This is a genomic window from Amycolatopsis sp. WAC 04182 (assembly GCF_003947465.1).
In the GTDB taxonomy this organism is placed as follows: Bacteria; Actinomycetota; Actinomycetes; order Mycobacteriales; family Pseudonocardiaceae; genus Amycolatopsis.
In genome coordinates, this window is record NZ_QHJJ01000004.1 from 831751 (window position 1) to 851704 (window position 19954).

Annotated in this window: 22 protein-coding genes and 1 tRNA gene; 17 read left to right on the forward strand and 6 right to left on the reverse strand. The window is 67.7% G+C overall.

The window, feature by feature from the left end; all coding sequences use genetic code 11:
• Nucleotides 1-266 precede the first annotated feature (266 nt).
• The 7 genes from DMH01_RS24235 (at nt 267) to DMH01_RS24265 (ending at nt 6049) form a co-directional block, all read left to right on the forward strand.
• A complete protein-coding gene (locus DMH01_RS24235) occupies nt 267-515 on the forward strand; it encodes a hypothetical protein (RefSeq protein ID WP_125679514.1) in 249 nt (82 codons plus the stop codon).
• Nucleotides 493-747 carry an AMED_5909 family protein gene (locus DMH01_RS24240; RefSeq protein ID WP_125679515.1) on the forward strand — a complete coding sequence of 85 codons (255 nt, stop codon included), beginning with the start codon at nt 493-495 and terminating at the stop codon, nt 745-747. Before DMH01_RS24235 ends, DMH01_RS24240 begins: the two co-directional genes overlap by 23 nt.
• 309 nt (nt 748-1056) lie before the next feature.
• Nucleotides 1057-2631, forward strand: a complete 1575-nt coding sequence (locus DMH01_RS24245; RefSeq protein WP_125679516.1) for an FtsK/SpoIIIE domain-containing protein — start codon at nt 1057-1059, stop codon at nt 2629-2631.
• On the forward strand, nt 2628-3014 hold the full coding sequence (locus DMH01_RS24250; RefSeq protein WP_125679517.1) for a hypothetical protein: 387 nt from the start codon (nt 2628-2630) through the stop codon (nt 3012-3014). Before DMH01_RS24245 ends, DMH01_RS24250 begins: the two co-directional genes overlap by 4 nt.
• Complete coding sequence (locus DMH01_RS24255; protein WP_125679518.1) at nt 3014-4633, forward strand: replication initiator; 1620 nt, start codon at nt 3014-3016, stop codon at nt 4631-4633. Before DMH01_RS24250 ends, DMH01_RS24255 begins: the two co-directional genes overlap by 1 nt.
• 17 nt (nt 4634-4650) lie before the next feature.
• A complete protein-coding gene (locus DMH01_RS24260; protein WP_125679519.1) occupies nt 4651-4869 on the forward strand; it encodes a helix-turn-helix domain-containing protein in 219 nt (72 codons plus the stop codon).
• A 1-nt stretch (nt 4870) separates the two neighbouring features.
• Complete coding sequence (locus DMH01_RS24265; protein ID WP_199745607.1) at nt 4871-6049, forward strand: tyrosine-type recombinase/integrase; 1179 nt, start codon at nt 4871-4873, stop codon at nt 6047-6049.
• A 94-nt stretch (nt 6050-6143) separates the two neighbouring features.
• Here the strand turns inward: DMH01_RS24265 and DMH01_RS24270 are convergent.
• Nucleotides 6144-6214, reverse strand: a tRNA-Gly gene (locus DMH01_RS24270).
• 111 nt (nt 6215-6325) lie between these two features.
• Here DMH01_RS24270 and DMH01_RS24275 point away from each other — a divergent pair.
• Complete coding sequence (locus tag DMH01_RS24275; protein ID WP_125679520.1) at nt 6326-7531, forward strand: oxygenase MpaB family protein; 1206 nt, start codon at nt 6326-6328, stop codon at nt 7529-7531.
• Between the two features lie 13 nt (nt 7532-7544).
• Nucleotides 7545-8126, forward strand: coding sequence for a dCTP deaminase (gene dcd, locus DMH01_RS24280; protein WP_125679521.1), 582 nt, complete (start codon nt 7545-7547; stop codon nt 8124-8126).
• 171 nt (nt 8127-8297) lie between these two features.
• Here the strand turns inward: dcd and DMH01_RS24285 are convergent, their stop codons facing one another.
• A complete protein-coding gene (locus tag DMH01_RS24285) occupies nt 8298-9482 on the reverse strand; it encodes an NAD(P)/FAD-dependent oxidoreductase (protein ID WP_125679522.1) in 1185 nt (394 codons plus the stop codon).
• A 73-nt stretch (nt 9483-9555) separates the two neighbouring features.
• Here DMH01_RS24285 and DMH01_RS24290 point away from each other — a divergent pair, with 73 nt between their 5' ends.
• Nucleotides 9556-10023 (forward strand): MarR family winged helix-turn-helix transcriptional regulator, encoded by a 468-nt coding sequence (locus DMH01_RS24290; RefSeq protein ID WP_125679523.1) that lies wholly within the window; start codon nt 9556-9558, stop codon nt 10021-10023.
• 121 nt (nt 10024-10144) lie between these two features.
• A complete protein-coding gene (locus DMH01_RS24295) occupies nt 10145-10837 on the forward strand; it encodes a CAP domain-containing protein (protein ID WP_125679855.1) in 693 nt (230 codons plus the stop codon).
• Here the strand turns inward: DMH01_RS24295 and DMH01_RS24300 are convergent.
• From DMH01_RS24300 to DMH01_RS24310, 3 genes are all read right to left on the reverse strand, one after another.
• Entirely contained in the window at nt 10831-11814 is a 984-nt protein-coding gene (locus DMH01_RS24300; RefSeq protein WP_125679524.1) for a cation diffusion facilitator family transporter, read from the reverse strand. The two genes, DMH01_RS24295 and DMH01_RS24300, sit on opposite strands and share 7 nt — an antisense overlap.
• Nucleotides 11815-11844: 30 nt before the next feature.
• A complete protein-coding gene (locus tag DMH01_RS24305; protein ID WP_233621650.1) occupies nt 11845-12246 on the reverse strand; it encodes a DUF742 domain-containing protein in 402 nt (133 codons plus the stop codon).
• Between the two features lie 265 nt (nt 12247-12511).
• Nucleotides 12512-14806, reverse strand: a complete 2295-nt coding sequence (locus tag DMH01_RS24310) for a (Fe-S)-binding protein (RefSeq protein WP_125679526.1) — start codon at nt 14804-14806, stop codon at nt 12512-12514.
• 152 nt (nt 14807-14958) lie between these two features.
• Here DMH01_RS24310 and DMH01_RS24315 point away from each other — a divergent pair, with 152 nt between their 5' ends.
• The 3 genes from DMH01_RS24315 to DMH01_RS24325 are packed head-to-tail and all read left to right on the forward strand — an operon-like array spanning nt 14959 to nt 16300.
• Nucleotides 14959-15285, forward strand: coding sequence for a multidrug efflux SMR transporter (locus DMH01_RS24315; protein ID WP_125679527.1), 327 nt, complete (start codon nt 14959-14961; stop codon nt 15283-15285).
• Complete coding sequence (locus DMH01_RS24320) at nt 15286-15846, forward strand: TetR/AcrR family transcriptional regulator (RefSeq protein ID WP_016338154.1); 561 nt, start codon at nt 15286-15288, stop codon at nt 15844-15846.
• Between the two features lie 22 nt (nt 15847-15868).
• Complete coding sequence (locus DMH01_RS24325) at nt 15869-16300, forward strand: GNAT family N-acetyltransferase (protein WP_125679528.1); 432 nt, start codon at nt 15869-15871, stop codon at nt 16298-16300.
• Between the two features lie 69 nt (nt 16301-16369).
• On the opposite strand, the gene DMH01_RS24330 is transcribed toward DMH01_RS24325, so the two are convergent.
• Entirely contained in the window at nt 16370-16909 is a 540-nt protein-coding gene (locus tag DMH01_RS24330; protein ID WP_125679529.1) for a YbhB/YbcL family Raf kinase inhibitor-like protein, read from the reverse strand.
• 160 nt (nt 16910-17069) lie between these two features.
• Between DMH01_RS24330 and DMH01_RS24335 the strand changes: the two genes are divergently transcribed.
• From DMH01_RS24335 to DMH01_RS24345, 3 genes are read left to right on the forward strand one after another with little or no spacing between them, the layout of a single operon-like run.
• Nucleotides 17070-17837 carry a DUF4097 family beta strand repeat-containing protein gene (locus tag DMH01_RS24335; RefSeq protein ID WP_125679530.1) on the forward strand — a complete coding sequence of 256 codons (768 nt, stop codon included), beginning with the start codon at nt 17070-17072 and terminating at the stop codon, nt 17835-17837.
• 27 nt (nt 17838-17864) lie between these two features.
• Nucleotides 17865-18536: a DUF4097 family beta strand repeat-containing protein gene (locus DMH01_RS24340; RefSeq protein WP_125679531.1), complete on the forward strand. Its 672-nt coding sequence runs from the start codon at nt 17865-17867 to the stop codon at nt 18534-18536.
• A complete protein-coding gene (locus DMH01_RS24345) occupies nt 18533-19939 on the forward strand; it encodes an alpha/beta hydrolase (RefSeq protein WP_125679532.1) in 1407 nt (468 codons plus the stop codon). The genes DMH01_RS24340 and DMH01_RS24345 overlap by 4 nt, the downstream gene beginning before the upstream one ends.
• Nucleotides 19940-19954 lie beyond the last annotated feature (15 nt).

A 19954-nucleotide genomic window follows, 5' to 3' on the forward strand; every position in this document is an offset into this window, starting at 1 on the left:
GGTTCCACCGCACCTGGTCCAGAGCTGGGAGACGGCGTATCGCCACTACAGCGCGATGACGCAGCGGACCGCACAAGGTGGGGATGCCTTGGCGGCGCATGACATGGCCGTCGCTTCCTTCGCGGTGGCAACTGCGTGGCGGGAGCTGGCGACTCAGGGTCAGTTGCCGTGGTGGGTGCTGGCTGCGGTGTCGGCGGCTGCCGAGGGGTTCGAGGAGAACGCGCGGTCCTGGGAGATCCGTGCTTACAGCGAGGAAGGGCAGGTCCGTGGCGTTCAACGCGATGTGGAAGCCGGGACGGCAGGCGGTCGCGGGGATGCAGGGCAATGGTTCGGCGAACCCTGCTCTGGTGATCTATCTGGATCCGGACAGCCTGGCGATCCTGCCGCCGTCCGACCCGGCCGAGTGGCCGGAGTTCATCCGGCTCCTTCGCCAAATCCGCGACAGCGCGGACGAACTGGCCGTCTTCCTCGCCAAGCATCAGGTGGCGCGCGATGACGACACCCGGCCGGAATGAACCCCAAACCCTCCGAGACGCGCACGCGGTCGCCTCGGCCCGCAGGCCGAAGCCGGGGTCGAACCTGGAGACGTGGCTGAAGTTCCACCAGACCAACGCGCGCATGTACCGCGCTGTGTCTGATGTGGACCGAGGACATCACCACGAACTTCGTTACTGGGTGGGCTATGAGGAGCGGAAGGCCGAGGAGGTGGCCGCGCAGATCCAAAAGGGCAAGTCGCAAGTCGGCTAGAAACTGAATGACAGAGCGAAAAACGCACGCGGGGACGTGCGGCGTACAAACACGTCCTCACACGCTTCCCTTGTCTCGTAAGGCGCAGAACCGGTAACTGGCCTAGGAACCTCGCCGGTTCTGCGCTGTCCACAACCTCTGGAAGTGAACAATGACAACGCTAAACGATGGCAACGAGCGTCCGCTAGACGGGGTCACCCGAACGCGCTGCACAGTCTGTAAGCGGTTCGCCAAGCTCCTGCCCGGCGAGACGGAATGCGCTCCCTGCCGGGGAATGCTGCCGCTGGACCTGACTGGCGGTGGTCGCCGATGAACGCGAACGGGGTCGGTCTTCTCTTGGTCGGCGGCGGGGTGCTGGGTGTGGTGGTGTGGCTGCTGCACAAGCTCGGCCGCGCCTTGGCCACGATCGCGGAAGTCCTCGCCGCCGCAGCGGTGGTCTTCATCGCCCTGTGGTCAGCCGTGAAATTGTTAGTGTGGCTGGGAAAGCAGGTCTTCACGCACTGGAGGACCAGTCTCGCCGTGATCGGTGCGGTGGCCTGGTGGCAGTGGCTAGGCTGGCTCTCACTCGCCATCACCGTCGGTTCGGTCGGCGTGGTGCTGGTGGTGTGGCGGCTGATCGACGTGGTGTCGTTCGACCGGTGCTGCGGCCGGTTCCTGCGGGCGTGGTGGCTGCGCTGGTTCACCTACACCCGAAAGCTTCCCGGCTGGCTGCACGCCTGCGGCCTGTCCATCTCCGACGGCACGGTGCCCGTCGAAGTGACCGTGAACCTTGTCGGCCGTCGCCGGAAGGCGGTCTCTCGCGCTACTGGTGGTGCTGCGGTGCAGGTGCCGAAGGTGCTGGGTGTGAAGTCGGGGCCGTCGTGGGATGAGGTGCGTGTCCGGCTCGTGCCGGGGCAGAAACCGGAGGACTTCGACGACGCTGCCCGCGCTTTGGCTGTGGCTCGCAAGGTCACGCGGTGCCAGGTGCGGGAGCTCGAACCCAACGTCGTCTCGCTCGACTTCCAACGCCGGGACCTCCTCACAGCACCTGTTGACTGTGCGGAGCTACCCGAGCTGGCGGCCGTCGACGGCGTGGATCTGCGGCGGGTGTTCGCCGGACGGACCGAGTACGGGAAGGACTGGCGGCTACCGCTGACCGGTCCGGGCGCTCACATGCTCGTCGCCGGGGCGACAGGCGCCGGAAAGAACTCCGTGATGTGGTCCCCACTGGTGTCGGCCGCCTCGGCGATCCGGGCCGGGACGGTGCGTGTCTCGGGGATCGACCCGAAGGGGATGGAACTCGCTTACGGGCGTGGAATCTTCGCCCGCTACGGGGTTGCGGGCAAGGAAGCGATCGAGGTCCTGGACGACCTGCTCGACGGCCTTGAGTCCCGCAAGCGCGACTTTGCCGGGCACACCCGCAACGTCCCGATCTCCACCGATCACCCCTTGGAGATCTTGGAGTTCGACGAGATCGGCGCGCTCACCAAGTACACCGACCGCAAGACCCGCGAAGCCATCGTCGAACGGGTCGCGATCCTGACCACACAGGGCCGGGCGCTGGGCTACACGGTGCGCGGATACGTCCAAGAGCCGACGAAGGACACCGTTCCGGTTCGAGAGCTGTTCCCCCGGCGGGTGTGCCTGCGCGTCACCTCGAAAACGCACGTCGGGATGGTCCTGGGCGACGGCGCTTACGAACGTGGGGCGTGGGCTAACCGGATCGAGGAGTCGGCTGCGGGCGTCGGCTACATCTGGGGCGAAGGCATCCGCGAACCGCTGCGGGTCCGCGCGGGCTGGGTCCCGGACGAGACGGTCAAGGCACTGGAGACCTACGTGACCAACGGCGGTGCTCATGTCGTCGACCTGGCCACCCGTCGCGGTCCCGAGGGGGTGGCGGCGTGAATCGCGTTTCGGTGTTCCTCGATGCGATCCGCGATCACCTCGACTCCTATGCCTTTCCGCCGGTTGCGTCCGTGCGCGTTGGGATTGGTCCGGACCCGGTGTCTGTCCAGCTCGACACCGACCGTCTGACGGACGCGGCGCGGGGCCTGGTCGTCTGGGCGGATTCGCTAGAGAACGTGACCGCCTCGATCTGGCGGGTTCCCCATGGCGGCCGTGTGCACCTGGAAGTACAGGGCCGGACTCCCTGCGGCATCCCGGTCGTGGTCTACGGCGGAGTCCGGTTCGACGAAGTGACCTTCCCGGACCTGCCTGCGGGGATACGGCAGGAGATGCCGGTGTTCGTGCTGCGGCAGTGGAGTACGCCTGGGGAGGTGGCCGCCTGATGAGCACCCAGGAATCCGCGGTGACCATGCCGGCCAAAACGCGGGCCGCTCGGATGCGCGAACCCCTCGCCTCCGACGTGGTCAAGGCGACCGCTGAGAAGTACGGCGTGTGCGTCCGGCCGTTCACGATGGAAGTCGGCGACACCGACACCGGCGAACTCCGCTACGTCCCCGTTCCTTGCGGCTCGACCGTCGAATCGGTCTGCCTGCCCTGCGCCCGCAAGGCGAAAGCACTGCGACAGGTCCAGTGCCGCGAAGGCTGGCACATGACCGAAGAACCCGACTTCACCGCAGAGCAACCGACTGAGGTCCAGACGGAGCTACTGGCCTTCCGGGCTGATCTGGTGGCGGCCTACCGTGAAGTGAGCGACCAGGCCGAGGCCGATGAGCTGCGGGAGGAGATCCAAGGAGTCGACGACGAACTTCGGCAACTCGGGATGCGGGGCCGTCTTCCGTCGATCGACCTGCCGACGAAGCGGGCGGTGAAGCGCTCGACCAAGCGGCGGCAGGACGCGCCGAACCTGCCTCGGCGCAAGGTCGCCAAGACCACCGTGGGCCGGGAGTACGCGGGACGGTTTCGGCCGTCGATGTTCGTCACGCTCACCTGCGACACCTACGGTCCGGTTCGGTCGGACGGTTCCCCGGTCGATCCGTCGACTTATGACTACCGGCGGGCGGCTCGGGACGCGGTGCACTTCTCCGCGCTGGTGGACCGGTGGTGGCAGAACCTCCGGCGGGTCGTCGGCTGGGACGCGCAGTACTTCGCGACCGTGGAGCCTCAACGCCGGGCGGCTCCGCACCTCCACGCGGCAATTCGAGGTTCAGTGCCGCACGACGTGATCCGCCAAGTCACCGAAGCGACCTATCACCAGGTCTGGTGGCCCAACCATGACCATGCCGTCTACGTCGATCGGATGCCGCTCTGGGACGGCGACCGCCGGGTGTTCGTCGACCCGGACACCCGCGCACCACTGACCGACTGGGACGACGCGATAGAAGCCGTGGAAGACCCGGCCCACGTGGTCACCTTCGGGCGACAGGTCCACTCCAAGGGCATCCTCGGCGGGACGGAGGAAGCCGGACGGCACATCGGCTATCTCACGAAGTACCTCACCAAATCCACGGGCGAAGTCGTGGAAGCCGACACCGCGCGGCAGAAGGATCACCACGACCGGTTGCACGCGGAACTGTCGGTGACGCCCTGCTCTCCTCGGTGCGCGGTGTGGCTGCTCTACGGCATCAACCCCAAGGGAGCCAACGGAAAGACCACTCCGGGGCACTGCAAGGGACGGGCTCATCGGCGGACCACGCTCGGCCTGTCCGGGCGTCGGGTGCTGGTCTCGCGCAAGTGGTCCGGGAAGACGCTCGTCGACCACAAGGCGGACCGGAAGGCGTTCGTCCTGGAGGCGCTGGCGGCCGTGGGTATCGAGAAACCCGCACCCGATCCGGCTCGGCTGGTCTGGCGCAAGGTCGACTCCGGCGACCCGTCCGTGCCGCCTCGGGACCACCTGGTGATGCACGCGATCTCGGAACGGATCACCTGGAAAGCCGAGTACGACAAGGCACTGCTTGCCGCACAGAGCCCGCCCGATCTTTCGGCAACTCCGCTGGCGGCCTAGGAACTGGGGAGGCGAACGTGGAAAAGAACTATCTGACCGTCGAAGAAGCGGCGGCGTATCTGAACACGCGCGTCCGGTTCGTGCGGCGCTTGATCGCTGAGCGGCGCGTGGCGTTCCACAAGGTCGGCGTACATGTGCGGTTCGCCGTCGCTGATCTTGAGGAGTTCATCCAGGCCGGTCGGGTCGAACCGATCACGCGGGCATCGGTGATTCGGGACCTCGGAAGGGCGGCCTGACATGGCGAAGAAGCGCGGGCGGCGCGGCTTCGGCAACGTCCGGCAGCGCGCGTCGGGGAAGTGGCAGGCGCGTTATTCAGGGCCGGACGGCCAAATGCGGAACGCTCCCACCATGTTCGCCAGCAAGCGCGCGGCCGAACAGTGGTTGTCGGTGACGGAAACGCAGATCATCCAGGGTGAGTGGATCGACCCTGAGAAGGCGAAGGTCACGCTCGGGCACTACGCGGACCAGTGGATTACACAGCGACCCGGCTTGCGTCCTCGTACGGTCGAGTTGTACCGCTGGCTTCTGAGGAAGCACATCGAAGCGGATCTTGGCGGCGTCGAACTGGGCAAGTTATCGACGGCGATCGTTCGGCAATGGCGCGCGGATCGGCTGGCGGCGGGAGTGTCGGAGTCGGTCACTGCCAAGGCATACAGGCTGCTCCGGGCGATCCTCACTACGGCGGTCGACGAAGACAAGATCTTGCAGCGCAACCCCTGCCGGGTGCGGGGTGCCGACAGGGAGAACCCGGCGGAGCGGCCGATCCTGACCGTTCCACAGGTATTCGATCTGGCTGGGCGGATGCCGGAGCGGTTCCGGGCGCTCGTGCTGTTGGCCGCGTTTGCGTCGCTCCGTTGGGGTGAGGTGTCGGCGCTGCGGCGGTGCGACGTCGCGGAGGATGGGAGCTGGGTCCGGATCTCGCGAGCGCTGGTCGAGGTTCCGGGGCGGGGGCTGATCGTCGGTCCACCGAAGTCGCGGGCAGGAGTGCGGACGCTGATCGTTCCGGCGGCGATCCGGCGGGACGTCGTGAAGCACCTCGACGTGTTCGTGAAGCCGGAGCACGATGCGTTCCTGTTCACCGGTGAGCGTGCAGGTAACCCGGTGCGTCGGCCGAACTTCAGTCAGCGGACCAAGTGGACGGAGGTCGTGACGAAGATGGGGCTCAAGGGTCTGCACTTCCATGACCTCCGGCACGCGGGGAACATCTGGGCGTCGAAGGTGGGCACGTCGACCAAGGACCTCATGGCGCGGATGGGGCATGACGACATGCGGGCGGCGCTCATCTATCAGCGGGCGACCAGCGACGCTGACGAACGGATCGCCGACAGGCTGTCGAAGCTCGTCGACAAGCACCGTACTGGCGGCACGGACGACGATGACGACGGCCTGAGCGGTCAGCCGGTTCCGGTCGGCTAATGGCCCATTAATGGCCCAGCTCGGAGAATGATCTACCAAAGCGAAAGCCCCAGGTCCAAAGTGGACATCCACTGACCTGGGGCTTTCGCGTGAGAGCGGATGACGGGAATCGAACCCGCGTATTCAGCTTGGGAAGCTGATGTTCTACCATTGAACTACATCCGCAGTGCGCCGCCAGCATACATGGTCCGGATCTCCCCTTGCCAAGCCCCACCCCATCCTTGACGTCGCCCGCGAAAGTGACAACACTTGTTGTCGACCTCGGAGGTGATCCGGATGGGCGAGCGGCTGCCTGATCCCGAACTGTTCCGTCAAGGTGGGTTCCGAGTCGCGTCGAGGTTGTTCATCGAGGGCGACATCAGGGGCGACGAGCGCCAGGTGGCCCGGTTGCGGCGATTCGCGCAGCGGGAGGATCCGGCGGCCGACGTGTTGGTGCCGCTACTGAGAAAAGGCGCCCAAGGCCAGTTCGAACAGGCGCTGCGGCAAGGCATCGACAGCGTCGAGAGTCCGCCGGAGGAACTCGAAGCCTTCTTCCGCGATGTCGAGGCGACGCCGTACTGGGTCGACCCGGACCGCCTTGACAGCGGAGCGCGGGCGATCACGCGTGCCGGGTTGCTCGGCCTGTTTCCGCTCGGCGACGTCTCGCTGATGGGCGGCTATCTCGCGTCGCGCGCCACGAAGGCGCTCGTCGGCACCGGCGAGATCGAGTACAAGGCGGCGCGGCGGCTCGTCGAGACGGCGACGTGGTGGATCCACGTGACGACGCCCGGAGCGCTGGTGCCCGGCGGGCGCGGGTACGAGTCCGCGTTGCGGGTGCGGATCGTGCACGCCCATGTCCGCGCGGCCATGAACCGCCGCAAGGACTGGGATTACGCCGCTTGGGACAAGCCGGTCAACCAGGTCCAGACCGCGGGCACGCTCCTGCTCTTCTCGCTCGTCTACGTCTTCGGCACGCAACTGCTCGGGCTCCGCTACAGCGCCCGCGAGCGCGCCGACATCCTGCACCTTTGGCGTTACGTCGGCTGGCTGATGGGCGTCGACGAGGAACTCCTGCCCGCCGGCGAGGACGACGCCTGGCGTCTGCTGTGGCTGCTCGCCACCACCGAGTTCATCCCCGACGACGATTCCAAACGGCTCGCCGCCGCGCTCATGAAGTCCCACGCCGCGATCGGCGAGGGCCGGGGCGCGGTCGGCAAGGTCCTTTCGCATGTGTCGGTCGCGGGGCACGGGGCGATCAGCAGACTCCTGCTGGGCAAGACCAACGCCGACTTCCTGGAGCTGCCCGACGATCCGCTCGCGCAGGCGGCCGTGGTCGCAGTGGCGGGCGTCAACTTCGCCGCCGAGACGGTCCGGCGGGTGGTGCCCGGCGCGACAGCGCTCCAGGAGCTGATCGGCGCCGCCGGACGGCGGCACTATCTCCGGCAGGTCACCAAGGTGTTCGGGCTCGACCCGACCTACGGCAGGCACATGAAGGCCGCTTGACTACGCTGATCGCGTGCTCCTCAGCGACCGTGACCTCCGTAAAGAGCTCGACGCCGGCCGTCTCGGCGTCGACCCGTTCGACCCGACGATGGTCCAGCCGTCGAGCATCGACGTGCGACTCGACCGCTACTTCCGCGTGTTCGACAACAGCAAGTACACGCATATCGACCCGCAGCTCCAGCAGGACGAGCTGACCTCGCTGGTCGAGAAGGAGGGCGAAGACCCCTTCGTCCTCCACCCGGGCGAGTTCGTCCTCGGCTCCACCTACGAGACCGTCACGCTCGCCGACGACCTCGCCGGCCGCCTGGAGGGCAAGTCCTCCCTCGGTCGCCTCGGGCTGCTCACACACTCCACCGCGGGCTTCATCGACCCCGGCTTCTCCGGACACATCACGCTGGAGCTGTCGAACGTCGCCAACCTGCCGATCACGCTCTGGCCGGGCATGAAGATCGGTCAGCTCTGCATCTTCCGCCTGTCCAGCGCGGCGGAGTTCCCGTACGGCTCGAACGAGGCCGGTTCGCGCTACCAGGGCCAGCGGGGGCCGACCCCGAGCCGCGCGTACAAGAACTTCCACCGCGTGGACACCTGGCGGTGACGTTGGTCGAGCGCTGACGGAAACCCGCCGAAGGGGCGACGCCGCATACCTGGCTCAGTCGGGTGCGAAAGCGCCCCTTCATCGTGTTTCCGTGGGCCTCCGGCCCAAGAACGGGCGCTCGACGCTGAAGTCTCCGTCGGGCGCTGAGCGCCCTTGGGGAGACATCGGCCCTTAGCTCACCGGAGCCTCCCACTCGATCCGGTGCCGCCACATGAAGGCGTTCGGATCCTCCTCCGGCGGGTTCTTGAACGCCCGAGTGAGGAAGAAGTCCCGGATCACCCGTCCGACGGGGCCGACCGCTTTCGCGTCGCCGTTGCGCTTGCCGCGCTCGACGACGGCCTCGACGCGCTCGCGTCGCAGTCCCTCGTAGGTGGCGAGCGCCTGGGGGATCGAGGGCACGTCACGCAGGCATCGCGCCAGCGTGACGGCGTCCTCGATGGCCATCGCGGCACCTTGTCCCGCCGCCGGTGAGGGCGCGTGGGCGGCGTCGCCGATGATGACCATCCGATCCGTCCGCCAGGTCGGCACGCTCGGGAAGTCGTATGTCGCCCACGGCCGGTAGATCTCCCGCGTCGCGCGCACGATCTCGACGGCCGGGGTGCGGTCCACCGCCAGCTGCCGGATCAGGTCCTCTCGCCAGGTGGTCATCTCGGCGAGGTCGGCCGGCGACGGCTCATGCTTGCGGGGGACGTTCGCGAACCACCAGACGCCGCCGTCCGGATGGACGACGTGCGCGAAGAACAGCCGCTTGCCGAACGTCATGTGCATGACGCCGGGTTCGTCGTCCAGCCGCAGCCCTTCGGCCATCCCGCCGGTGTTCAGCAGGGGCACGTAGCGCGGTGACGGCGCCCGCGGGTCGATGATCGTCCGCACCCGCGAGCGGAGCCCGTCCGCGCCGATCAGCAGGTCGCCCTCGGCCGATGAGCCGTCCTCGAAGGTCGCGAGTACGCCCGAAGTGGTCTCTTGTGCGTCGGCCAGACGCTTGCCGTAGCGGATCTCGATGCCGCGTCTGACGGCTTCGTCGCGAAGCCCGATGTACAGGTCTGAGCGCAGCACGGTCTGGCTCACGGTGCCGTCCTCAAGCTGTCCGCCGAGCGCGAGGTCGGCCAGTTCGCGGCCGCCGCCCAGCCGCATCTTGATCCGCGGCGTGTCGAAGCCCAGGTCTTTGACCAGGCTTTTCAGGCCCAGCGGTCCCAGCGCGTCGAGACCGTTCACCGCGAGGGTCAGGAACGCGCCGACCCCTTCCGCGGTCCGGTCGTACGCCTCGTGGATCACGGGCTCGTGGCCCGTCTCGTGCAGTGCGATCGCCGTGATCGTGCCCGCGATACCCCCGCCGGCGATCAGTACCTTCGCCATGTCGTTCACCCCATCGAATATCTTAGAAACTAATTCGTTCTGTCGAACTAAAGACTCCGCTAGGCTGGTCGGCGTGTCAAGCGAGCGAGCTGAACTGGTCGAACGAGTCCTCGGCGGATCGCGGGCGCTGTCGACGGAGACGGTCATGTTCCACACCGCGATCGCCGAGCAGCGCGGCCTTTCGGTGGTCGAAAGCAAGGTGACCGACTACCTCGCCCGCTTCGGGCCGCAGACGCCGAAGGCGCTCTCGCGGCTCGCGGGGCTCGCGCCGGCGTCGATCACCGCGCTCATCGACAGGCTCGAGAGCAAGGGGATCGTCACGCGGAAGCCGCATCCCGAGGATCGGCGCAAGGTGCTCATCGAGATCGACGGGGCGGCGATGGCCTCGGCCGCGCCGTTGTGGGACCACCTGGTGAAATCGGTCCGCGAGGCCTGCGAGAAGTACGCGGACAGCGAGCTGGAGGCGGTGCTCAAGTTCTTGGCCGACGCCACCGCGATCACCCACGAGTCGACCCAAATGATCACGCAGGGCGACCGCTGACCGTTATTACTACTTTCGGGGGTATTGCCGTAACCAGTTCGTGATAGTTTTCGGCCCCGTGTCCCCCAATAGAACACGAAGCCGGTTACTGCTGGTCACGCTCAGCGTCCTGCTGGGCGGGGTGATCGCCAGTGCGAGCTACCTGATGGTGACCGATCGGTTCCAGGGTACTGCGCTGAGTAATCTGTCACTGAGTGTTCCCGACACCAAGGGCAGGCCCGGCGACGCCCTCGCGAAGCCTCCCTCTTACTTCGGTCAGACGTCCGCCCCGGCCCCTGGTGGCCCCGCGGCCGGCTCGCCCGCGCCGACGTCGTCTTCCGCTGCCCCCACGTCTTCCTCCGCGCCGCCGAGTTCGTCCTCCGCCGCGGCCGAGCCGCCCGCTCAGACCTCCGAGGCGCCCAAGCCCACTCCGAGCAAGGCGCCGGTGCCGCCGCGTTCGCAGGACAGCTCACTCGCCGGACAGGTCATCGACCTCGTCAACGCCGAGCGCGCCGACGCCGGCTGCTCGCCGGTGAGCAACGAGTCGCATCTCGCCGCCGCCGCGCAGGGCCACAGCGACGACATGTCGGCCCGCAACTACTTCTCGCATACGACACCGGAAGGCGTCACGTTCGACCAGCGCATCCGCGCCGCCGGCTACGACAAGCCCGGCGCCGAGAACATCGCCAAGGGGCAGTCGAACGCCGCCAAGGTGATGGACGCCTGGATGAACTCCGCGGGGCACCGCGCGAACATCCTCAACTGCAAGCTGAAGAAGATCGGTGTCGGCGTCAACACCAAGGGCATGTACTGGACGCAGAACTTCGGCTACTGACCCTTGCCCCAGTCGCCGTAGCGCGCCAGCACGGCCGCGCGCAGTTCGGCGTCCGTGCGCGGGACGGGTTCGATGAACACCTCGGTGACGTCGCCGAAGGTCCGCGTCAGCTCGGTCGCCATCCGGACGCAGGCGCGTTCGACCTCCGCGGCGCCGAGGGAATCGTCGAAGTCGACGCGGGCGCACACGAGCACCTGATCGGTGCCCATCAGCATGGTCTGCAGATCGACGACGGCCTCGATCTCGGGCGCGCCCAACAGGTGGTCCCGCACCCCGCGCACCAGCCTGGGATCGGCCTGCCTGCCGATCAGCAGGCCGCGGTTGGTGCGCCCGAGCATGTAGGCGACCAGCGCGAGCAGGACACCGATCGCGATAGACGCCGCGCCGTCCCAGACGTGGGATCCGGTGAGCTGGTGCAGCCCGATCCCGGCGAACGCGAGCAGCAGGCCGATCAACGCGGCCGAGTCCTCGAACAGCACGGTCTTCGGGGCCGGGTCGTCGATCATCCGCAGATAGACCGACACCTTCTGGCCCGACTCCGCGGCGTCGCGCCGCACCTGCCGCACGGCCTGGAACCACGAGACGGATTCGAGGGCGAACGCGATCGCGAGGACGACGTAGCCGACGATCGGATCGGTCTGCTCGGTCTCCTCGCCGAAGACCGTCGAGAAGCCTTCGTAGAGCGCGAACATCGCGCCGGAGGCGAAGATCGACACGGCCGCGAGCAGTGACCAGAAGTACCGCTCCTTGCCGTAGCCGAAGGGATGGACGCGGTCGGCGGGACGGTCCGACCGTTTCAGCGCGGTCAGCAGGAGTACTTCGGTGATCGTGTCGGCCACGGAGTGCGCGGCCTCCGACAGCATCGCGCCGGAGCCGGTGATGATCCCGGCGATCAGTTTCAGCACGGCGATGGCGAGGTTGACCCCACCCGCCAGCACCACGGTCAGCGTGCTTTCGTCACCGGATTCTTCACTCACCTCGCGTAGCGTAGTGCGAGTGCGGTGATCTCACAGGCGACGCAATCCCTGCAGGACACGTTCCATCAAGGCGAGTGCCGGATGGCCGTCGAATTCAGCCTGTGTTTCATGAACGGTGACCAAACCGAGTTCGGCCATATCACCCAAAAGGACCTTTGCAACGCCGAGTGGAACGCATAGTGACGCCGCTACTTCGGCGACGGAAGTCGGCCGTCGGCAGAGATTTCTCACGGAATGGAATTCGACGCTGAACCCCGGCGCGTTCCACGGTGCGTCGTTCCGGACGGAAATCATCGCTTCGATCGCGAAGTTCCGTTTGGACTGGGTGCGTCCGCCCGTGCGGACGTACGGGCGGACGCGCGTGCGACGACGTTCCTGCCGCGGCGGCCGCCGGGCGGCCGGGATGCTGGGGATGGTCGCTTCCTGGGCCATCCCGGCGAATGCCGCGGACGAAGGGACGCGGGCGGGCGGGCGAACGGTCGGCGATCCCGGCAGTGCGAGCCGGTGTTCCTTGACCGAGCGGAGTTCGTGCCGGTTGCCCATCGATTTCCTCGCCCCTTTTCCGGATCCGCTGCAGCCTATCGCCACGGTGTACCGCCGAACGGGTAACGGGACCGAATGGTCCGTACGCCATAAAACAAGAGGGGACATTCTCTCGCATTATGTGCGAGAGAATGTCCCCTCCGGTTGTGACGTTCTACTTGTCTTCCTCCGGCAGCGGGGTTCCGGTGGCCGTTTCGTCGGTGGGCACGTCGGCCTTTCCGTCGAGTTCGGCGTCCGAGACGGAGTCCAAAGAGGGCGCTCCCGCCGGGACCAGTTGCGGCTCCGGCTTCCGCTTGACGGCGGTCAGCAGCAGCTGGGCGACGTCGACGACCTCGACCTTCTCGCTCGCCTGCCCGTCGCTCTGGCGCGCCGTGACGCCGTCGGTGAGCATCACGCGGCAGAACGGGCAGCCGGTCGCGATCTTGGACGGGGCGGTGCCGAGCGCCTCGTCGACGCGTTCGACGTTGATGCGCTTGCCGATCTTCTCTTCCATCCACATCCGCGCGCCGCCGGCGCCACAGCACATCGAGCGGTCGCCGTGCCGCGGCATTTCGCGCAGCTGCGCGCCCGAAGCGCCGACAAGCTCACGCGGAGCGTCGTAGACCTTGTTGTGGCGGCCCAGGTAGCACGGGTCGTGGTAGGTGACGTCCTCGGCGACCGGGGCCACCGGGGTCAGGTGCTTCTCCCGCACCAGGCGGTTGAGCAGCTGCGTGTGGTGCACGACGTCGAACTGGCCGCCCAGCTCCGGGTACTCGTTCGCGAGGGTGTTGAAGCAGTGGGCACAGGTGACCACGACCTTGCGCGCCTTGCGTTCCCGGCCCTCGAACACCGAGTTCAGGATCTCGACGTTCTGCTGCGCCAGCATCTGGAACAGGAACTCGTTGCCCGCGCGGCGGGCCGGGTCACCGGTGCAGGACTCCTCCGAGCCGAGCACGGTGTACTTGACGCCGGCGATGTGCAGCAGCTCCGCGACGGCACGCGTGGTCTTCTTCGCGCGGTCCTCGAACGCGCCGGCGCAGCCGACCCAGAAGAGGTACTCGGTGTCGCCGAGGTCGCCGTCGAACACCGGCACCTCGAAGTCCAGGTCCTCGGTCCAGGCGAGCCGGTCCTTGGCGTTCTGGCCCCACGGGTTGCCCTTGTTCTCCAGGTTCTTGAACATCCCGTTGAGCTCGCTGGGGAACGCGGACTCGATCATCACCTGGTAGCGGCGCATGTCGACGATGTGGTCGACGTGCTCGATGTCCACCGGGCACTGCTCGACGCACGCGCCGCAGGAGGTGCAGGACCACAGCACCTCGGGATCGATCACACCGCCGTCGTCGCCGATGAGGGCCTTCTGGGACTCCGCGATCGCGAGGACGTCGATACCCGCGTACATGTTGTCGCCGGACAGACCGACCTCGTCACCCGCCATGTCGCGCTTGCCGCCCGCGAGCAGGTACGGCGCCTTCGCGTAGGCATGGTCGCGAAGCTGCGTGATGAGCAGCTTCGGCGAAAGCGGCTTGCCGGTGTTCCACGCGGGGCACTGCGACTGGCAGCGGCCGCATTCGGTGCAGGTGGAGAAGTCCAGCCAGCCCTTCCAGCTGAAGTCCTCGATCTTGCCGACGCCGAAGGTGTCCTCGTCCGGGTCCGCCTCTTCGAGGTCGAGCACCTTGCCGTTGCTCATCATCGGCTTGAGCGCGCCCAGAGCGACGCCGCCGTCGTCCTCGCGCTTGAAGTAGATGTTGAAGAAGGCGCTGAAGCGGTGCCAGGCGATGCCCATGGTCATCGTGCGGGCGATGACGATCAGCCAGATCGTGGCGCTCATCAGCTTGACGAACGCGAACACCGACACCAGGTCCGGGCTGGCGGGCAGCAGCTCGCCGATCGGGTGCGAGACGAACGCGGCCCAGATCGGGGTTTCGTGGACGTTCAGCGCGGACTTCGCGGCGCGGACGCCGATGATGCCGATGCCCTCGATGAGCACGACGGCCTCGATGAAGTACGCCCACTTGAAGTTGGAGCCCTGGAAACGGGACTGCCGGTCGGCGCGGCGCGGGTGGTTCTTCTGGCGGACCCAGATCAGCACCAGGATGCCGACGATCGTGCCGACCCCGAGCAGCTCCATGAGCAGCTGGAACAGCGACCAGTCGTCGAGGATGGGCCAGCCCCAGGTCGGGACGAAGACCTCGCCGTACGCTTCGAACAGGGCGAGGGACCCGATCAGGAAGCCCCACATGACCAGCCAGTGCGCCGGGCCGACGCTCTTGACCTTGTTCATCCGGGTGTGCGCGGCGAATTCCTTGATCAGGGTCTTCATGCGCGGGATGAACGGGCCGTTGCGGGTCGCGTCGGGCTGGCCGAGGCGGATCACCCGCACGAAGCGGGCGATGGTCGCGAAGAACATTCCCCAGGCGACGACGCCGAGCAGGACCGCGATCCCGCCGAGCGTCAGCTGTACAGCGCCCATCGTCGGGTGCCTTTCGTCCGAATGAAGCTGTGGTGGTTCGGGCAGACTAATGCTTCTTACTGATGGGTAACCCACTGACCGCGCCCAAGTCCCACCGATGTGGTGTACGCCTCTCTTGGTTTTAAGACGATCGTCCAGGTAGTTTTTGTGACATGGGTGCGTACCTTCTCCTCGCTTTGGCCATCGCCGCTGAGGTATCCGCGACGGTGTCGTTGAAACTTTCCGAGGGCTTCAGCAAGGTGGGCCCGTCGATCGTCGTGGTCGTCGGGTACGCCGTCGCGTTCGTCGCGCTCGCGTACGTGCTGAAGGCGGGCGTGCCGGTGAGCATCGCCTACGCGATCTGGGCCGCGGCCGGGGTCGCGCTGGTGGCGGCCGTCGGCATCGTGTTCTTCAAGGAGCCGGTCAACCTGTCCGTGATCGCCGGGCTGGTACTGGTGATCGGCGGTGTCGTGTTGATCGAGGCAGGAGGCGCGCACTAAGTGAAGATCCAGGTCGACGGCCGGAAGGCCAGGGGCGAGAAGCGGCGCGAGGAGATCATCGCGGCCGCGCTGCGGGTGATCGAACGCGACGGCGTCGCCGGTGTCACGCACCGGACGGTCGCCGCCGAGGCGGGCGTGCCGACGGCGTCGACCACCTATCACTTCTCCAGCCTCGACGACCTGCTGATCGCCACCCTCATCTCGTGCGCGAGGGATATGGCGACCGAGGTCTACTGGATGATCGACCGCGCCCGCTCCCGGGGCAGCCGCGGTGCTGAAGAGGTCGCCGGCCTGCTCGCGGAGGCGCTGGGCCCGCGGCGCGGGCGGACGATGGCGGAGTACGAGCTGTACCTGCTGGCCGCGCGCAAACCCGAGCTGCGGCCCGCCGCCCGGCGCTGGCTGGACGTGCTCACCTCGATGGTCCGGCACGACGACGAGGTCGCGTTCCGGGTCTTCCTCGCCGGGATCGACGGGCTGCTGATCCAGGGCCTCATCGACGACGAACCGCCGTCCGCGGAGGAGCTGCGGCCCGTGGTGGACTACCTGCTGAAACCTCGTTGACCTGCTGGGTAGCGTTCGGATCATGAGGACTGTCGGCGCATACGAACTGGATGACGACCCGGCACGGATGGACCTCGACGTGGTGTGGAAGTACCTGTCCACAGAGGTCTACTGGGGCAAATGGCGAGACCGCGAGCTGGTCGAGAAGGTCTTCAGGAACGCGTGGCGGGTCGTCGGCGCGTACGAGACTTCGAGCGGACGGCTGGTCGGGTTCGCGCGGGCGTTCTCGGACACCGTCGGCAGCGCGTACCTCGCGGACGTCTTCATCGTCGACGAGGCGCGCGGCGCGGGGCTCGGCAAGGAACTGGTCCGGGAGATGATCGACAACGGGCCGGGTGCGGAGTTCCGGTGGATGCTGCACACCGCCGACGCGCACGGTTTGTACCGGCAGTTCGGCTTCGGTGACCCGCCCGAGGGGCAGTACATGGAGCGGAGCCGGGCTAGCGAGGGCTGAAGGGGCCCTTCCCCGCATGAGACGTGGTGAAAGCGTCCTTCACCGCGTGCCATGCGGGGAAAGCGTCCTTCAGCCCTTGTTCTCGTGCAGGGCCGTGAGCGACGCCCGGGCGATGGCGTGGCCGAAGAGGTTGAAGCCGAGGAAGGCAGGCGTGGCGTCTTCGCCGACTTCCAGCTTTTCGACGTCGACGGCGTGCACCGTGAAGATGTACCGGTGCGGCCCGTGTCCGGGCGGCGGGGCGGCGCCGAGGAACTGCTTCACGCCTCCGTCTCCCTTCAGGGTCACAGCGCCCTCCGGCAGGCCGGAGCCCGCTTCGTCGCCCGCGTTCGCGGCCAGTGCTGTGACCGACGCGGGGATGTTGAAGACCGCCCAGTGCCAGAACCCGCTCGCCGTCGGGGCGTCGGGGTCGAAGCAGGTCACGGCGAAGCTCTTGGTCCCCTCGGGGAAGCCCTCCCACGACAGTTGCGGGGAACGGTCCTCGCCGCCCGCGCCGAAGATCCCGGAGAGCTGGGGCGTCGGCAGGAAGCCGCCTTCCTCGATGTCGGTGCTGCTCAAGGTGAAGGCAGGCAGATCGGGCAGGAAGTCGTACGGATCGGGTGCCTGCGGCATGCGTCCTCCTGATCGTCGAACAGATGACGGAGCCAGGTTATGGCCCCGGCGACCCCGGTGCGGGATCAGGGACGAATCCGGGGGTTACCCCTATGTCCAACCCGCCGCGCTGCCCTTAGCGTCGAGCTACACGAAAACTGCTCTGGAGGGACTCAAGACCATGGCGCGCCCACTCCTCGCGATCGGAGGCATCGCCCTGATCGGCGTCGGTGTCCTCACCGGCCTCGGCTGGTGGTGGCCGTCCGACGCGGAGGCCACCTCGGAGGTCACCCAGCCGATCCGCAGTGTGCGCATCGAAAACGACGAGGGCCGGGTCAAGGTCCGCACCGGCGAGGGGCCGGTCCGGGTGCACCAGGAGTTCGAGTACCGCTGGGACAAGCCGGGCGATTCGTTCCGTGTGGAAGGCGACACCCTGGTCCTCGGCGACTGCGGCAGCAGCTGCGAGGTCCGCTACGACGTGGTGGTCCCGGCGGGCGTCCCGGTCACGGGCACCCTCGACTCGGGGGCGATCGACATCGCCGGAGTGTCCACTGTGGACGTCACGGTCGATTCCGGCGCCGTTTCCGTCAGCGACGTGCCGGGCACCGTGAAGGTGCGGTCCGACGCGGGCCGCGTCGAGCTGGCGAACATCGGCCAGGCCGTCACGGTGCAGGCGTCGTCCGGCGCCATCAAGGGGGAACGGCTCGGCGGCAACGTCGAGGCCCGCACCGACAGTGGCCGCATCGAACTCCAGCTGGTCAAGGGCGCCGACGTCACCGCGCAGACCGACAGCGGTTCGGTCGAGGTCACCGTCCCGGCGGGCGACTACAACGTCACCGGCACCACCGGCAGCGGCAGCCGCGACATCGACGTGAACCAGTCCGGTTCGGCACAGCACAAGCTCGATCTCAACACCGACAGCGGAAGCGTCAAGGTCAAAGCGGCCTGACGGACTTTATCGGGGGAACACTTTCTCATGGGGAACAAGGAGAAGCGCGTCCTCGGCGCGCTCGCTCTCGGCGCGCTGACCGCCTTCGGGATCGTCGGCTGCACAGGCGAAAGCAACCAGAAGCTGAGTGACGGCGCGCCCGTCACCGAACAGGTCACCGCGATCCGGGTGGACGTCCCGGTCGGCGCGGTCACGCTCCGGGTGGAGGACGGCGCGCCCGTCTCGCTGCGCCGCGAAGTGACGTACACCGGCAAGAATCCCGGCAAGACCTACAGTGTCGAGAACGGCACGCTGGTCCTCGGCGGCTGTCAGCAGTGCGGCGTGGACTACGACGTCGTGGTGCCGCGCGAGCTGGCGATCTCCGGGACCATCGGCACCGGCAAGATCACGCTCGCCCGGGCGGCCGCGGTCGACCTGAAGGGTGACGTCGGCGATCTCAAGGTGCTGAGCACGTCCGGGCCCGTCAACCTGCGCACCGGCACCGGTGACATCGAGGTCGGTCTCGCGAAGCCCGGCGCGGTCACCGCGAACGCGGAGGTCGGCAAGGTCGTCGTGTCCGTCCCCGACGGCGCGTACCAGGTCCGCGCGAAGACGGAGGTCGGCAAGGTCGAGACGGGTGGTGTGCGGCAGGACCAGGCTTCGGCGAACGTCCTGGACCTCCAGTCCGGCACCGGCTCGATCACGGTGAAGCCCGTATGAAGACGCTCGCCGCGATCACCGCGCTGACCCTGCTGCCGCTTTCCGCGCTGCCCGCGTCCGCCGCGCCCGGGATCGACTGGAAGCCGTGCGCGACCGAGTACGCGCCGACGCTGGAATGCGCGAGCCTGCCGGTGAGCGACGGCTTTTCGATCGCGCTGGCGAAACTGCCCGCGACCGAGCCCGCGCGCCGCGTCGGTTCGCTGCTGACCAATCCGGGCGGGCCGGGCGGGGCCGGCGTCACCGTGCTCAAGTACGGCGGCCGCGGTTTCGCGCTGGACCAGCCGGAAATGGCCGAAGTGCGGCAGCGGTTCGACGTCATCGGGTTCGACCCGCGCGGCGTCGGCGACAGCAGGCCCGCGATCACCTGCGGGCCGGGGCTGCACGATCCGGCGATCAGCCGATTCCCGCGGAGCCGCGCCGAATACGACAAGCTCCTCGCGCACAACCGCGCTTCGGGCAGCGAATGTCTGAAGAGGACAGGACCCGGATTGTCCTCTGTGGACACTTGGCGGGCCGCGGACGACGTCGAAGCGATCCGGGTCGCCCTCGGCGAGCCGAAGGTGAACTGGCTCGGCGTCTCCTACGGTTCCGAACTCGGTGCCGTGTACGCGGAGAAGTACCCGAAGCGCGTCCGGACGATGGTGCTCGACGGCGCGGTCGACCATTCGCGGCCGACCAGGCAGGCGGTCCTCGAAGAGGCAATCGCGACCGAAAGCGCGCTCAAGGACTTCGCGCGGTGGTGCACGACGTCGGCCGACTGCCCGCTTCGCGGCAAGGACGCCCTCGCCGCTTACGACGCGCTGATGCGGACGCCCGGGGGTGTGCCGTCGAAACAACTCGGGCGGAACGTGACCGCCGAGGAGATGGCGGCCGGCGTCTACGGCAGCCTCATCCTCCCCGCGTTCTGGCCGGAACTCGCGAAGGCGATCGAGGCCGCGACGGCGGGGAACGCGGACGGACTGCTGCCGTACTCCCAGCTCGACCCGTCTTACGGCGCGTATCGCGCGATCGGCTGTCACGACTTCGGCTCGCCGTTCACCTCCTACGCCGACATGCGGGCGATGCAGGGACTGGTGAAGACCCTCTCGCCGCACGGCTGGCGGTACTCGGAGTTCTGGGACATGGCGAGCGGGTGCGCGGGCTGGCCGGTGCCTTCGGCGTACCTGCCGCGGCCGCAGCGCGTCCAGGGGGCGGCGCCGATCCTCGTGGTCGGCGGCGAACACGATCCGGCGACGCCGCTGGTGTGGGCGAAGGGGCTCGCGCGGAACATCGAGAACTCGACGTTGCTGGTCGACGCCGGGTACGGGCACACGGGGCTGCTCAACTCGGCCTGCGTGCGCACCCAAGAGGTGAAATACCTGGTGAGCGGCGTCACACCCGCTCCGGGCGCGGTCTGCCGGTAGTCCGGGAACAAGACG